Origin of the sequence: Shewanella aestuarii (assembly GCF_014647215.1) — a bacterium.
Lineage (GTDB): Bacteria > Pseudomonadota > Gammaproteobacteria > Enterobacterales > Shewanellaceae > Shewanella > Shewanella aestuarii.
The window spans coordinates 166,423-181,606 of sequence record NZ_BMOT01000006.1; the positions used below are offsets into that span (position 1 = coordinate 166,423).

13 protein-coding genes are annotated in these 15,184 nt (G+C 42.2%); 5 read left to right on the forward strand and 8 right to left on the reverse strand.

All coding sequences use genetic code 11. From position 1 onward, the window contains the following. Positions 1-15: 15 nt before the first annotated feature. The 5 genes from IEY03_RS10685 to IEY03_RS10705 form a co-directional block, all read right to left on the reverse strand. Positions 16-1,116 (reverse strand): polyamine ABC transporter substrate-binding protein, encoded by a 1,101-nt coding sequence (locus IEY03_RS10685; RefSeq protein WP_188841408.1) that lies wholly within the window; start codon positions 1,114-1,116, stop codon positions 16-18. A gap of 284 nt (positions 1,117-1,400) precedes the next feature. Then, a complete protein-coding gene (locus IEY03_RS10690) occupies positions 1,401-2,765 on the reverse strand; it encodes an aspartate aminotransferase family protein (RefSeq protein WP_188841410.1) in 1,365 nt (454 codons plus the stop codon). 85 nt (positions 2,766-2,850) lie between these two features. Beyond that, on the reverse strand, positions 2,851-4,206 hold the full coding sequence (locus tag IEY03_RS10695) for a glutamine synthetase family protein (RefSeq protein WP_188841412.1): 1,356 nt from the start codon (positions 4,204-4,206) through the stop codon (positions 2,851-2,853). A 3-nt stretch (positions 4,207-4,209) separates the two neighbouring features. After that, positions 4,210-4,974 carry a gamma-glutamyl-gamma-aminobutyrate hydrolase family protein gene (locus IEY03_RS10700; RefSeq protein WP_188841414.1) on the reverse strand — a complete coding sequence of 255 codons (765 nt, stop codon included), beginning with the start codon at positions 4,972-4,974 and terminating at the stop codon, positions 4,210-4,212. Between the two features lie 452 nt (positions 4,975-5,426). After that, entirely contained in the window at positions 5,427-5,975 is a 549-nt protein-coding gene (locus IEY03_RS10705) for a cupin domain-containing protein (protein ID WP_188841416.1), read from the reverse strand. A 191-nt stretch (positions 5,976-6,166) separates the two neighbouring features. Between IEY03_RS10705 and IEY03_RS10710 the strand changes: the two genes are divergently transcribed. Next, the gene (locus IEY03_RS10710) at positions 6,167-7,474 is read left to right on the forward strand and encodes an NAD(P)/FAD-dependent oxidoreductase (protein WP_188841418.1); all 1,308 of its coding nucleotides are present in this window, start codon (positions 6,167-6,169) and stop codon (positions 7,472-7,474) included. Between the two features lie 72 nt (positions 7,475-7,546). On the opposite strand, the gene IEY03_RS10715 is transcribed toward IEY03_RS10710, so the two are convergent. The 3 genes from IEY03_RS10715 to IEY03_RS10725 form a co-directional block, all read right to left on the reverse strand. Further along, a complete protein-coding gene (locus IEY03_RS10715; RefSeq protein WP_188841420.1) occupies positions 7,547-8,392 on the reverse strand; it encodes a sulfurtransferase in 846 nt (281 codons plus the stop codon). Further along, the gene (locus IEY03_RS10720; RefSeq protein ID WP_188841422.1) at positions 8,385-8,807 is read right to left on the reverse strand and encodes a VanZ family protein; all 423 of its coding nucleotides are present in this window, start codon (positions 8,805-8,807) and stop codon (positions 8,385-8,387) included. The genes IEY03_RS10715 and IEY03_RS10720 overlap by 8 nt, the downstream gene beginning before the upstream one ends. A 297-nt stretch (positions 8,808-9,104) precedes the next feature. Then, complete coding sequence (locus IEY03_RS10725) at positions 9,105-10,601, reverse strand: aldehyde dehydrogenase (protein WP_188841424.1); 1,497 nt, start codon at positions 10,599-10,601, stop codon at positions 9,105-9,107. Between the two features lie 292 nt (positions 10,602-10,893). On the opposite strand from IEY03_RS10725, the gene aptA reads away from it, so the two are divergent. The 4 genes from aptA (at position 10,894) to IEY03_RS10745 (ending at position 15,124) form a co-directional block, all read left to right on the forward strand. Further along, positions 10,894-12,243 carry an omega-aminotransferase AptA gene (gene aptA, locus IEY03_RS10730; RefSeq protein WP_188841426.1) on the forward strand — a complete coding sequence of 450 codons (1,350 nt, stop codon included), beginning with the start codon at positions 10,894-10,896 and terminating at the stop codon, positions 12,241-12,243. Positions 12,244-12,312: 69 nt separating this feature from the next. Continuing rightward, complete coding sequence (locus tag IEY03_RS10735; RefSeq protein WP_188841428.1) at positions 12,313-13,809, forward strand: CoA-acylating methylmalonate-semialdehyde dehydrogenase; 1,497 nt, start codon at positions 12,313-12,315, stop codon at positions 13,807-13,809. A 16-nt stretch (positions 13,810-13,825) separates the two neighbouring features. Beyond that, on the forward strand, positions 13,826-14,191 hold the full coding sequence (locus IEY03_RS10740; protein ID WP_188841430.1) for a cupin domain-containing protein: 366 nt from the start codon (positions 13,826-13,828) through the stop codon (positions 14,189-14,191). Positions 14,192-14,401: 210 nt separating this feature from the next. Then, complete coding sequence (locus tag IEY03_RS10745) at positions 14,402-15,124, forward strand: TorF family putative porin (protein ID WP_188841432.1); 723 nt, start codon at positions 14,402-14,404, stop codon at positions 15,122-15,124. Positions 15,125-15,184: the final 60 nt, after the last annotated feature.

Below are 15,184 nucleotides of genomic sequence, written 5' to 3' on the forward strand. Positions count from 1 at the left end.
CCTATAAAAACCTGATTACTGACCAGATTTCACTTTAGTCCACGCGCGTGTCACAACACGTTGAATTTTCATTGGACGAATATCACCAATGTACAACTTATCAATTACTGCCTGTGACGGATAAATTGCAGGGTCGTTCTTAATTGATTCTTCAACCAATTCCTGTGCAGGGGTATTTGGGTTTGCATAGGCGACATAGTTAGTGATTGGCGCGATAACTTCTGGACGCAATAAATAGTTGATTAACTTATGCGCGTTATCCACGTTAGTTGCATCCTGTGGAATCGCTAGCATATCAAACCACAAGTTAGCGCCTTCTTTTGGAATTGAATAACCAATCTTATTACCGTTTCCAGCTTCATCAGCACGAGCGGCTGCTTGGAACACATCTCCAGAGAAACCAAACGCGACACAAATATCGCCATTTGCTAAGTCAGAAATGTAACGTGAAGAATGGAAATAAGTGATATATGGACGCACTTTAGCAAGTACTTCAGCCGCTTTTTCATAGTCTGCAGCATTTTTGCTGTTTGGATCTAAGCCTAAGTAGATGAGTGCTTGTGGCAACATATCGTCCGCAGAATCTAGCATTGAGAAACCACACGAGGCGATTTTCTCTGCATACTTAGGATTAAAGATAAGCTCTAGTGAATCAAATGGCGCATCTTCACCTAACACAGCTTTGACTTTATCAATGTTGTAACCAATACCATTTGTACCCCACAAATAAGGTACTGAATGTTCATTAGCTGGATCGGCTTTTTCTAATTGCTTCATTAAATCAGGCTTTAAATTGGCATAATTAGTCAACTTGGCACGATCAAGCTTTTGGAAAGCGCCCGCCTTAACTTGTTTCGCCAAAAAGTGATTCGAAGGCACAACGATGTCATAACCACTGCGCCCTGAAAGCAATTTCGCCTCAAGGACTTCGTTGCTATCGAAAACGTCATAAATCACGCGAATGCCAGTCTCTTTTTCAAAGTTTGCTAAGGTGTCTTCAGCAATATAATCAGACCAGTTATACATCTTTACCACTTCTTCAGCATGCAGCGAGGTGCTAGCAAATACCGACGCTGAGATAAGTGCGATGGTAGACAGTTTGTTCAGTAGCTTCATATGTTCTCCCTTACTTGGATAATGGTCAGATCGGTGCTGACAGTTTTTCGCTTTTCAAGCGTTATTATCATTCCCTTATAAAAAGGAAATTATCCAATGCTACATCGTATTTCTGCATCGGTAACATCACAGCAAAATGTAAATGCCATAACTTTTTGGATTTTATCAAAAACCTTTTCAATTACTAGATAGTGACACTCTAATTGATTAAAAAATCACTACTTACTCATAAGCATGCAATCGGTTTACATTACATACTGAGCATTTAAGTTTATTTGTTACCGCTATTTAAGCGCTAAACATTTGCTATAGGTAGCATTTAATGCGAGTAACGCTTTTTCAATTAACTCATCTATTTGTGCTTTAGTTATGACTAATGGTGGCGAAATAATCATAGTGTCGCCTACCGAGCGCATCACTAAACCATGGTCAATGCAAGCATCTCGGCACCAAGTTCCCACCCCAATGTTTGCAGGGTAACGTTGACGCTTAGCTTTATCTTGTACAAGCTCAATTGCAGCCACTAGGCCTAAACCTCGCACTTCACCCACTAATGGATGTTCAGCTAATTGCTGTAAAGACTGTTGAAAATAAGGTGCGATTTCAGCGGCCACTTTTTCAACCAGCTTTTCTTGCTTGATGATATTAATATTTTCTAATGCGGCAGCGGCCGCAACTGGGTGACCCGAGTAGGTGTAACCATGGGTAAATTCACCACATTGTTGCTTAATAACCTCTGCAACTCTGTCTGCAACTATTACGCCACCCATTGGCACATATCCTGAAGTCATGCCTTTGGCTATCGAAATCAAATCCGGTTGCAAATCAAAATACTCAGCGGCAAACCAATGACCTGTTCGGCCAAAACCACTGATCACCTCATCAAGAATAAGTAAAATGTCATACTTGGCTAAAATACGTTTGATTTCAGGCCAGTAAGTCGACGGAGGAATGATTACCCCACCTGCACCTTGGAATGGCTCAGCAATAAATGCTGCGACATTGTCTTCGCCCAAGGCTAAGATTTCAGTTTCTAATGCTTGTGCCGCTTGTAGACCGAAGGCTTCAGGTGTTAAGTCGCCGCCCTCTTGATACCAATAAGGTTGGGCGATATGCACTATTTTGGGGATGGGTAAATCACCTTGTTCGTGCATTCCAGACATGCCGCCCAAGCTTGCCCCTGCAACGGTAGAACCATGGTAAGCATTATGGCGGCTGATAATGGTTTTCTTGTTAGGTTGCCCTTTCAAATCCCAGTAACGGCGTACCATACGTAAATTAGTATCATTTGACTCTGAACCAGAACCGGTAAAAAACACATTGTTCATATGTTTAGGCGCTAATTCAGCAATCGTTTTTGCCAGTTCAATTGCAGGTGGATGTGTACATTGAAAGAAGCTGTTGTAATAAGGCAGTTGTTGCATTTGCTTACTGACGGCATCGACAATAGATTGCCTGCCATAACCCACATTCACACACCAAAGCCCTGCCATGCCATCCAGTAACTTTTTACCTTGCACATCCCAAATATAAACACCTTCAGCACGTTCAATCACGCGGGTGCCTTTTTCGCCAAGGCTTTTAGAATCAGTAAATGGATGAATAAAATGTGCTTTATCGGCTTGCTGTAGTCTTGTTAAGTCTGTCATACCCGTTCCTTTATCGCTGGCAATAAACCACTATTGCCAGCGCTTCAATCAAAAAAGCAAAATCACTGAAATGTCACGATTAGGCTTAAACCGTTAACAATAAGAACTCACGTTCCCAAGAACTTACCACGCGGCGGAAGTTCTCTAATTCAGCTTGCTTCACCGCCACAAAACCTGTGGTGAATGACTGGCCTAGGTATTCAATACACGCTTCACTGTCTTGCATTGCCATTAACGCTTCTTCTAACGTTAGTGGTAAACAATATTCATTATTAGTACGGCTTTCGTTTGAACGACCGGTAACAGGCGTTGATGGACGTAAACCTTTTTCCATACCAATAAAGCCACATAATAAACTGGCTGCGATCGTTAGATAACAGTTGGCATCGGCACCTGGAATACGGTTTTCAATACGACGGTTTTGCGGTGAAGATTCAGGAATACGTAAACCACAGGTGCGGTTTTCTACGCCCCACTCTAAGTTTACTGGCGCTGATGTACCGGGTAAAAAGCGGCGGAATGAGTTTGCACTTGGCGCCATTAAAGGTAACAGCTCAGGAATATAGGTTTGTAAACCAGCAATGTAATTCAAAAATAACTGACTTTGAGTGCCATCTTCTTTAGTGAAAATGTTTTTGCCGGTTTTCTTGTCAATCACACTTTGGTGAATATGCATCGCACTGCCAGGTTCATCGGTTACTGGCTTGGCCATAAATGTGGCACATACATTGTGCTTTAATGCAGCTTCTTTTAGGGTACGTTTAAAAATAAATACTTGGTCAGCTAATGCTAAAGGATTGCCGTGGCTGAAGTTAATCTCCATTTGCGCTGGGCCATCTTCGTGGATCAAGGTATCAATATCTAACCCTTGAGCTTCGCACCAATCATACATGTCTTCGAATAGTGGATCGTATTCGTTAGCAGCATCAATTGAGAAAGACTGACGACCCGCTTCAGGACGACCTGAGCGACCAACGGGTGGCTTAAGTGGTAAGTCGTGATCGTCACTACGCTGAGTTAAATAAAACTCCATTTCAGGCGCGATTACAGGCTCCCAACCTTTATCTTCATAAAGTTTAAGCACTTTTTTAAGAACGTTACGAGGTGAAAGTTCAATTGGGTTACCCATACGGTCATAACAATCATGAATTACCTGTGCGGTGGCTTCAACAGTCCAAGGCAACATGAACACCGCATCTTCATCAGGAACACAAACAAAATCGATATCTGCATCATCAAGTAATGAGTAAAAAATACTGTCGTCGATGAAATCACCTGTAACGGTTTGCAGCAGAACACTTTCAGGAAGACGCATGCCTTTTTCGTCAATAAACTTATCAACTGGTGCAATTTTACCGCGAGCAATGCCCGTCATATCACTAATAACACATTCTACTTCGGTGATTTTTTTGTCTTTTAAAAATTTTATTAACTTATCCATTTGTTATTTCTCTCGTTTAGCAGCATGTAAACGGCAGGCATTGCCGAATGCATCAAAAATTGATGAATAAAACTGGTTATCTTGTACTTTCCACTCAGGATGCCACTGTACCGCTAGCGCAAAGGCTTGAGCGTCTTTGACAGAGAACGCTTCTACTAATCCATCCGGAGCGTGTGCTTCTGGCTGTAACCCTTTACCCAAACGATCTACACCTTGAGTATGAACAGAATTCACTTCTGCAAAGTCACAGCCCCATGCATCGTGGAGCAATCCACCTGGAACAATATCGATTTTATGTGACAAGCCATACTGCACATCTAATGGAGCATGTTTATCTTCACGATGTTCAATATATTGGCCAACTTCATGTAATTTTTGATGCAAGCTACCACCGAACACCACGTTCATTTCTTGAAATCCACGGCAAATACCTAACACAGGGATCCCAGCATCGATAGCAGCTTTAATTAACGGTAAAGTGGTCGCGTCACGCTTAGGATCATGATGCGTGCCTTCTGCACTACTTGGTCCCTGATAATGATGTGGTTCAACGTTAGAAGGCGAACCAGTAAATAGGATACCGTCTAAACGAGAAAGTAACGCTTGGGTGGGTAAAGTTATGCCTAATGACGGAATAACTAAGGGAAAACCTTTAGCTCCATTCACTACGCTAAGAAGGTATTTTTCACCCACAATATTAAATGGGTGCAACCCTATTTGTTGATTACATGCCACGACCCCAATCATTGGGACATTTGACAAAGACATATCACACCTACTTGAACTGCGAAAACGCAGTGTCCATTTCAATCATTTGGCCTATTCAGTTGTCAACTTTGCGATACATCCACTGCCAGTGACTAACTTAGTAAACCAATATTTTGTGTTCATTTTTTCACACACTACACCTAATTTTGAAACTAGGCAATAGCAATAATACAACTGAATTAACTTTTATTATCCTAACCAAACAAAACACTTCAAACGTCCTAAAGTTAAGAGTAAATGGTTATTAAAAGGCGATAAAATGAAAGTTATCAATATATGATTAGGCAAAAAATAGTAGTTATCGCAACACAACCATTCAGAATATCGAACAATTATATGCTTAATATTATTTACAGTAGTGGAAAAACAAATGTCTTTAACTAAAAGAACTTGAAAGGGAATTAACCAAATGGCACGGAGCGGTGTGGTCTACTCCGTGATGATACAAGAGACTAAAAATCGCCAGGAGTGGTGGCACTGACTAATTTACAAGGGTCTGAAAAGGGATTTGAAAAATGATGCGGTAATTCACTGTTAAAGTAATAACTATCACCTTTTTCTAAAACAAATGTTTCATTTGCAACGGTAAGCTCTATTTTCCCCTCAAGAATATATGCCCCTTCTTCACCACGATGTTGCAACATATCATCACCGGTGCTGGTACCAGGTGGGTAGGTTTCAAGCATGAGCGACATAGCTCGATTAGGAAAATCTCTGCCTATCAGTTTATATACTAAATCACCGGTTCCAATATCGAGCAGCTCTTCTGAGCGATACACCACCTTCTGCTCACCCACAGTGCCTTCTTCAATAGAGAAAAACTCTACCAATGACATCGGGATCCCTGCCAGTACCTTTTTTAAAGAACTTATCGAAGGGCTAACACTGTTTTTTTCAATCATAGAAATAGTACTGTTGGTTACTCCAGCACGTTTAGCTAATTCGCGTTGAGAAAGTCCGCGCATTTTCCGAACAGCTTTTAAGCTAGCTCCAATATCCAATTTATTTCTCCTGAAAAAAACCTACTCAACACACCTGCTTTGGATCTGCAATTTAACACCGTTTCATCAACTGATGAAAGGAATTGTATTCTAACTTAATTCAGTGTTAAATAAAATGCACATTATGTCGATTAAAACTTACCCATCGACAAGCATATTTTACTATCAACCCAAATATCGTCGGAGACGCTATGCCAAAACCTTCACCTATCCATAGCGATAACTATCCTGATTCCTTTTACTTTCATAGTGCTAAAGAATTATTTAACCATCCACAATTAACTGAGTCAGTTCACGTTGATGTGTGTGTTGTGGGTGGCGGTTTTAGCGGTATAAATACTGCAATTGAACTAGCACAGAAAGGTTTTAGTGTCGCGGTTTTAGAAGCTAAGCGCATAGGTTGGGGAGCTTCTGGCCGCAATGGCGGTGAACTGATTAGAGGTATAGGCCATGATGCAAGCCAATTTAAAAATGTTATCGGTACCGAAGGCGTCAACGCCATCACCCAAATGGGATTTGAAGCGGTAGAAATTGTTAAACAGCGTGTAGAGCAACATCAGATCCAATGCGATTTACAGATGGGTTACTGTGATCTTGCCGTTAAGCCTAGGCATATGCATGAATTAGAACAAGAGTTTAACGATTTGAAACAAGCTGGATATCAGCATGACATTCGACTACTCGATAAAGATCATACCAGTGAAGTCATTCAATCGGATTTTTATCAAGGTGCACTCATCGACATGGGCAGCGGCCACTTACATCCGCTCAATTTAGTATTAGGTGAAGCGCGTGTCGCTCGTGAAATGGGCGTACAAATTTTTGAAAATAGTCCAGCAGAGCATATTTACAAAGGAGATAAACCTGTCGTAAAAACCGCTAAAGGCGAAGTGCACTGTCGTTTTCTAGTACTTGCTGGCAATGCTTACATTGGCCATAAACTTAATGATTATGTAGGCGGTAAAGTATTACCCGCGGGGAGTTATTTATTAGCCACTGAGCCGCTAACCCCAGAGCAATGCCAGGCTATCATTCCACAAAACATGGCCTTTGCCGACATGCGGGTAGCATTAGATTACTTCCACTTATCAGCAGATAACCGCTTATTATTTGGCGGGTTATGCACCTATTCTGGCAAAGATCCACGTAATATCGAAGCGGCACTACGACCTAATTTAGAGCATGTTTTTCCGCAGTTGAAAGGGGTTAAAATTGATTATCAGTGGGGAGGCATGATTGGCATAGGCGCAAATCGAATGCCGCAAATTGGCCGATTACCCAATGCTAAGAATATATTTTATGCTCAAGCGTATTCTGGCCATGGCGTCAATGCCACACATATGGCTGCCAAACTGATAGCAGAGGCGATTACAGAGCAAGCTGAACGCTTTGATATTTTTGATAAAATAAAACACATGACTTTTCCTGGAGGGCCGCACTTTCGCTCGCCAATGCTCGCTGCAGGGATGCTTTACCATAGATTTAAAGACATCTTTTAATATTGACGGCTCCTGCTTCACCGCACTTGGTAAGAATGCGCTAGTGAAGTAGGAGTGAGTACTGCGCCTAGTTCAAGGTTGTCCTCTAGTAATAGGCAGTGTTTCACAGGATCCCCACTCCGCCCAGGAACCGTCATATAACATGACATTTTGAACACCAGACACTTTAGCCGCAACAAGCAAAATACAGGCTGTAATCCCTGAGCCACAGCTAAAAATAAGCTGCTCGGCATTACTCTGTATTGTTCGCTCAAATAGCGCGGATAATTCCACTGATGATTTTAATTTATAACCATCAAGTACCTGTGCAAAGGGCAAATTTACCGATCCTGGAATATGGCCGCTTCTCACCCCTGCCCTCGGCTCAGAAACCTGCCCCTTAAATCTTCCCTCAGCCCTAGCATCAATGATAGTGAAACCTTGTTTGTCAAAGTTACATAACATAAATCGACTATCACACACGCCCACATTTTGCGGTATGGCCTTAGCATTACCTAATCTGAGTGGCGCAATATATTGATCCGCTGTGGGTAAGCTTTCAGCCATCCATTGTGGTAAACCACCGTCAAGGATAAACACTTTTTCAAACCCCATGGTTTTAAAAGTCCACCAAGCTCTGGGAGCGGAGTACATTCCTTGATTATCATATATCACCACCACACTATCCTGATTAATCCCCAGTTTTTGCGCGGCCTGTGTAAATTGCTCTGCTGTTGGCATAGCATGCGACATAGATGATTGATGATCAAAAAAGTCCTGCTCTAAGTGCATATTTAGCGTGTTTGGAATACACCTAAACTGTTCATAAACTAAAGGCTCTTTACCTAACACCACGTCCATACTGGCATCCAGCAAAATAAAATTGGAGTCATCTAAATGCTCGACTAACCAGGCTGTTGAAACAGTAATGTTATTCATGATTTTTTCCTTGAGAAGAGGACTGTATAAATCTGTGGGTCAACCAACTGAAATAGCTAAATAAGGCAATACCAACGCCATCAGCCAGTAAATCGGCACCATCTAAAGTACGGCTTGGAATAAAGCCCTGACTCATTTCTTCTACCAGCACAAACACAGCGACCAAGGATGATCCAAGATATAAACTGATGCTACCCCATTTGATGGTTTTAAACTTTAAAGTTAAATTAGCCAAAAAGGTTAAGGTGCCAAATAATAAACAATGCCCAACTTTGTCACCATAAGGTATATGTTTGATTAAGTCGAAAAAGACACTGGCCCCTCCGGTATTGGCAAGATAAATAATCCACACAATAAAGCCTAGAAAAGCGCCTGCCGTTAATGCCGATAACAAATAAAACCGTGATGAAAGCATTCTGAACGCATCCTGTATCATAAGATGATGTCTATCCTAGTATACGAAAAGCAAAAATGTGCATGAATCTTAATAAATATAACCTCATTCTGATTAAAATATAAACAAACCATATCCATTCAAAATCTTTTATCTTGATACAAAGCCATATTCATAGCCCAAAAGCCTAGCGTTTGCTAAAACTCAAGACCATTGTTTAATATAAATTTATCCTAAGATAGATAACAAAAAGCCCTATGATGAAAGATCATAGGGCTTGTTTTATATTTAATTAATCACAAGGTGGTATTGAGCAACTTACAAAGCAATCCAAGTGGCTTTAATTTCCGTGTACTTGTCGAAAGCATGTAACGATTTATCTCGGCCATTTCCAGATTGCTTGTAACCACCAAATGGCGCTGTCATGTCGCCGCCATCATAATGGTTTATCCATACCATTCCGCTGCGTAACGCTTTGGCTGTCTTGTGCGCTTTAGATAGGTTTGATGTCCACACACCGGCAGCTAGACCGTAAATGGTGTCGTTAGCAATTTGAATAGCTTCATCCATACCATCAAATTCAATCACAGATAAAACCGGCCCAAATATCTCTTCGCTAGCTATGGTCATTTTGTTATTCACTTCAGAGAATATGGTTGGCTGCACGTATACACCGCCCGTATCCGCCATCACCTGTTTACCACCTTGTACTAAGGTTGCGCCTTCATCTTCACCGGCTTTGATATAACCTAAAACGTTTTCCATTTGCTGAGTATCAACCATCGCGCCCGTAACCGTATTAGGATCTAATGGATGACCTGGTTGCCAAGATTTTAATTCGTCAGCAATAAGTTGAATCAATTCATCTTTGATGCCTGATTCAACCAGTAAACGTGAGCCTGCGGTACAAACTTCACCTTGGTTAAATGCAATAGCAGATGCGGCAGCCTGCGCCGCCGCTTTTAAATCCGGTGCATCATTGAAAACGATATTAGGGCTTTTTCCACCCGCTTCTAACCACACACGCTTCATATTAGATTGCCCAGCATAAATCATCAGCTGCTTGGCAATTTTGGTGGAACCAGTAAATACCAAAGTATCGACATCCATATGTAAGGCTAATGCTTTACCAACTGTATGACCAAAACCGGGCAAAACGTTGAGCACACCTTTAGGAATACCCGCATCCAACGCAAGTTGCGCCATTTTAATCGCAGTTAAAGGTGACTTTTCAGAAGGTTTTAATACCACACTATTACCCGTCGCTAACGCTGGACCTAACTTCCAACACGCCATAATCATCGGGAAGTTCCACGGCACAATAGCGGCCACAACACCAACAGGCTCACGGGTGATCATGCCTATCTCATTGTGTGCAGTAGGGGCTATTTCATCATAAATTTTGTCGATGGCTTCGCCGCACCATCTGATTGCTCGGGCTGCGCCAGCTACGTCAACCGCTTTAGCAAACTGAATAGGTTTACCCATATCGAGGGTTTCAAGTAAAGCAAGCTCATCTGCATTTTGCTCTAAAAGCTCAGCAAAACGGATCATTACGGCTTTACGTTTTACAGGAGGAAGTTGCGACCAAGTACCGGCTTCGAAAACGGCTTTAGCATTGGCCACGGCCATATTGGCATCTTGATAATCGCAACTGGCGACTTTAGCTAGCATGCGGCCATCAACGGGGCTAATACAATCAAAGGTTTCACCTGATTGTGCAGATTGATACACACCATTAATCATGGCGTTGCCATTAATAGTGAGACTTTTTGCGAGTTGTTCCCATTCGCTACGATTTGTTGGAGAGCTCATTGCCACCTCGACATCCTATATGTGCATGTTTGGCTGTAATCAAAATCAATTAGCCAAACAACCTGACTGTAATTACAGAGTGTAATTGATGCTTCAAATTATGCTGAACCGATGAAAATTTCAATATATTTTACAAAAATGTCCAATTTACTTTAATTTTTTACTAAAACCTCTTCCATGTTCATTATATTTGATATAGCGTAGCAAATATTGACCATCAATAGATGTATTGACTACAAAAAAGTGTGCTGAATGACACCATTTCAGTGCGATTAAGAACAAGGAATTAGCAATGCAACAACAGCCACCGCAATCAAACAGTTCATCGATATCCAAGCCAGACATGGCAAACTATTGGATGCCGTTTACTGCCAATCGACAGTTTAAAACAAACCCAAGGTTACTGACACAAGCAGAGGGTATGTACTATACCGATGATCGTGGTCAAGCTGTGTTAGATGCGACTGCCGGTTTATGGTGTTGTAATGCGGGTCATGGTCGCAAAAAGATTTCTGAGGCTGTAAGCAAACAAATTAGTCACATGGATTACGCCCCTTCATTTCAATTAGGCCATCCATTGGCATTTGAATTGGCCCATAAACTCACCCAACTTAGTCCTGATGGCTTAGATAAAGTGTTTTTCACTAACTCAGGTTCTGAATCTGTTGATACCGCATTGAAAATGGCCCTGTGCTACCACCGTGCGAATGGTCAACCTTCGCGCACTCGCTTTATAGGCCGAGAGCTAGGTTATCACGGTGTAGGTTTTGGTGGGATCTCAGTGGGTGGTATTGGTAATAATCGGAAAACTTTTAGTGGCCAGTTATTACAAGGAGTCGATCATTTACCCCACACCTTAGATATTGCTAACAATGCGTTTTCAAAAGGCCTACCGAAAAATGGCATTGAAAAAGCTGAAGTGTTAGAGCAACTGATTACCCTACACGGCGCAGAAAACATTGCCGCCGTTATTGTTGAACCCATGTCAGGTTCAGCTGGGGTTATTTTACCCCCTGATGGTTATTTAAAACGCTTACGCGAAATCACCCAAAAACACGGGATTTTATTGATATTTGATGAAGTCATTACCGGATTTGGTCGATTAGGTGCAGCGTTTGCCAGTGATTTTTGGCAAGTTACACCAGATATCATCACCACAGCTAAAGCGATTAACAATGGTGCTATTCCCATGGGCGCGGTGTTTGTTAGCAACACGATTCATGATACCTGCATGCAGGGCCCAGAAAGCATGATTGAGTTTTTCCATGGTTACACATACTCGGGTCACCCTGTTGCAGCCGCTTCAGCATTAGCCACTTTAGAAATATATCAAGAAGAGCAACTTTTTGAGCGCGCTAAAAACCTTAGCCAATACTTTGAAGATGCGGTTCACAGCTTAAAAGGCTTACCTAACATCATCGACATTCGCAACATTGGCTTAGTTGCCGGTATCCAGTTTGCCCCCAGCGAAAAAGGGGCTGGTAAACGAGGGTATGAGATATTTGACCACTGCTTTAGAAATGGCACTTTAGTGAGAGCCACCGGCGACATTTTGGCTCTCTCGCCACCGCTAATTGTCGAAAAATCGCAAATTGATGACATGGTGAATAGTCTTTCAGATGCGATCCTCGCAGTGGGTTAACTCTTACTGATTAGATCACTAAACAGCACAAACACAAATACATTTACACTATTAATAGAAAGGTTTTTTATGCTCACTTTATCTCATTACGTCAATGGCAAGCACACAGAAACAAGCCAACGCCAGCAACCTATTTATGAACCCGCTAGTGGTGAGCTTCGCGGCCATGTGTCGTTAGCATGTAAACAGGAAGTGAGCCATGCCGTTGAGATTGCAAAACAAGCATATCAAACATGGTCGCAGGTTACTCCGCTCAATCGCGCGCGTGTGCTATTCAAGTTCAAAGCATTAATGGAACAAAATATTGATGAGCTAGCAGAGCTAATCACTCGCGAGCACGGTAAGGTATTAGAAGATGCAAAAGGCGAATTAGTCCGTGGTTTAGAAGTGGTTGAGTTTGCTTGTGGTATTCCACACTTACTAAAAGGTGAGCATACCCAGCAGGTTGGCGGCGGCGTAGATTCATGGTCGGTGAATCAATCTTTAGGGGTTGTCGCGGGAATAGCGCCATTTAACTTCCCAGTGATGGTGCCTATGTGGATGTTCCCTATTGCCATAGCTTGCGGTAACACCTTCATTATGAAGCCTTCTGAAAAAGATCCAAGCTCGGTAATGCGCATGGCGGAGTTACTCACGGAAGCGGGTTTACCTGATGGGGTATTTAACGTCGTCAATGGTGACAAAGAAGCTGTTGATACGCTGCTTACTCACCCAGATGTTCAAGCTGTTAGCTTTGTCGGTTCAACGCCAATTGCCGAATATATTTACAGTACAGCATCAGCGCACGGTAAACGCGTACAAGCATTAGGTGGCGCTAAAAACCACATGCTATTGATGCCAGATGCAGATTTAGATCAAGCGGTTAAAGCGCTTATGGGCGCAGCTTATGGCAGCGCAGGTGAACGCTGTATGGCCATTTCAGTGGTGTTAGCGGTTGGCAATAGCGGTGATAAGTTAGTTGAGGCCTTACTGCCTCAAATTGAAAACCTTAAAGTCGGTAACGGCTTAACGCCAGAAATGGATATGGGACCGTTAATTTCAGCTCAGCACCTACAAAAAGTACGCGACTATGTTGCAACAGGTGTCGCAGAAGGGGCTACACTGATTGCCGATGGCAGAAATTTATCGGTAAAAGATCAACAACAGGGTTACTTTTTAGGGGCATGCTTGTTCGATAACGTCACTCCTGAGATGACCATTTACCAACAAGAAATTTTTGGCCCCGTATTAGCCATTGTGCGTGTAAAAGATTATGCGCAGGCGCTTAACCTCATTAACAAACACGAATTTGGCAACGGCACTGCTATCTTCACTCAAAATGGTGAAGCTGCAAGACATTTTTGCCACCATGTTGAAGTTGGCATGGTTGGGGTTAACGTACCTATTCCTGTCCCAATGGCATTCCATAGCTTTGGCGGTTGGAAACGCTCACTGTTTGGCCCTCTGCATATGCATGGACCAGATGGCGTTCGTTTTTACACCAAACGTAAAGCCATTACGGCAAGATGGCCAAAAGCATCGGTTACCACTGAAGGCTCGGCGTTTATTATGCCAACAATGAACTAAACTTGAGACCATAAACATGACAAAACTGATCAGTGATATCGAGAGCTTTGCAACCTCATCAGCTGAAATAGATCAATACCATTTACCTGATGAAAAAAGACTTAAAGGCAACCCATTGCAAAGCGTGCAAAATCATTATGCTAGCCCATGCGCACAATTTAATGTGGGTATTTGGCAAAGTGATATTGGCTGCTGGAATATTAGCTATACTGAGCATGAATATTGCGACATTTTGGAAGGTACTAGCATCATAACCGATGTTAATGGCACCAAGCTGACTGTCAATGTGGGTGACAAGTTTGTCATTCCCGCAGGTTTTAAAGGCACATGGGAAGTGGTAGCCCCTTGCCGAAAGGTTTATGTCATTTTTGAAGCTCAATAAGCACTTACCACGCATATTTAGTTTTTTAACGCAAAGAATAGCTTGCAAATTGCACCAATACGGTTCAAAAATAGTACAAATTAAAGATGATGATGTAACTGTAACACCCGCCACGGAGTATAAAACCAAAACCTGTGTTTTTGGAAAAGTTGGCACCACCAGTTTTACCCTACGAAAACTGAGTATATAACTATAATTGGAGAAGATATCGTGTCTAAAACATTCACAAAAACAAGACTAGCGCTATTGGCCGGCCTTACCCTTTCAGCTTCAGTGCTTTCAAGCTCTGCAATGGCTGAATTCTCGGGTGAAGTTTCAGTAACAAACGACTATCGCTTTCGCGGTGTATCTCAAACCGCTGGTGATCCAGCATTACAAGCAGGCGTAGATTGGAGTGCTGAAAGCGGCTTCTTCGTAGGCGCTTGGGCAAGTAACATCGACTTTGATGAAGAAGATTATAATGGCCCAGATATCGAGTTAGATATCTATGCCGGATACTGGGGTGAAATTAACGATAATGCTAGCTGGGATGTCACCTTATATCGTTATAACTACCCAGGTGAAAGTGATTTAGATTACCTAGAAGCAACTGTGGGAGTTGACTTTTTTGGTGCTAGAGCCGCTTACTGGTATACCAATGATTACGGTGGAAGTGATTTAGACTTGCACTATATCGACTTAAACTATGGTTGGGAATTTGCGGAAAACTGGAGTTTAGACTTCCATTACGGCTATAACTTCGGTGATGCACTCGACGATGGTGAGGGCTTTGATAGCTACTCTGACTACTCTGTCGGCGTATCGACTGAAGTTGCAGGCTTTGGACTGTCACTGGCTTATCTAATGACCGATTTAGACGGTGATTATCAAGTTGATGATGGCGTGTTCAAAACTAAAGACACCTTCCTTGCGTCTGTAAGCTACGCATTCTAAAAAACCATGTTACTTATAAAAAAGCTTACTCAATTGAGTAAGCTTTTTTTTCAGATAAAC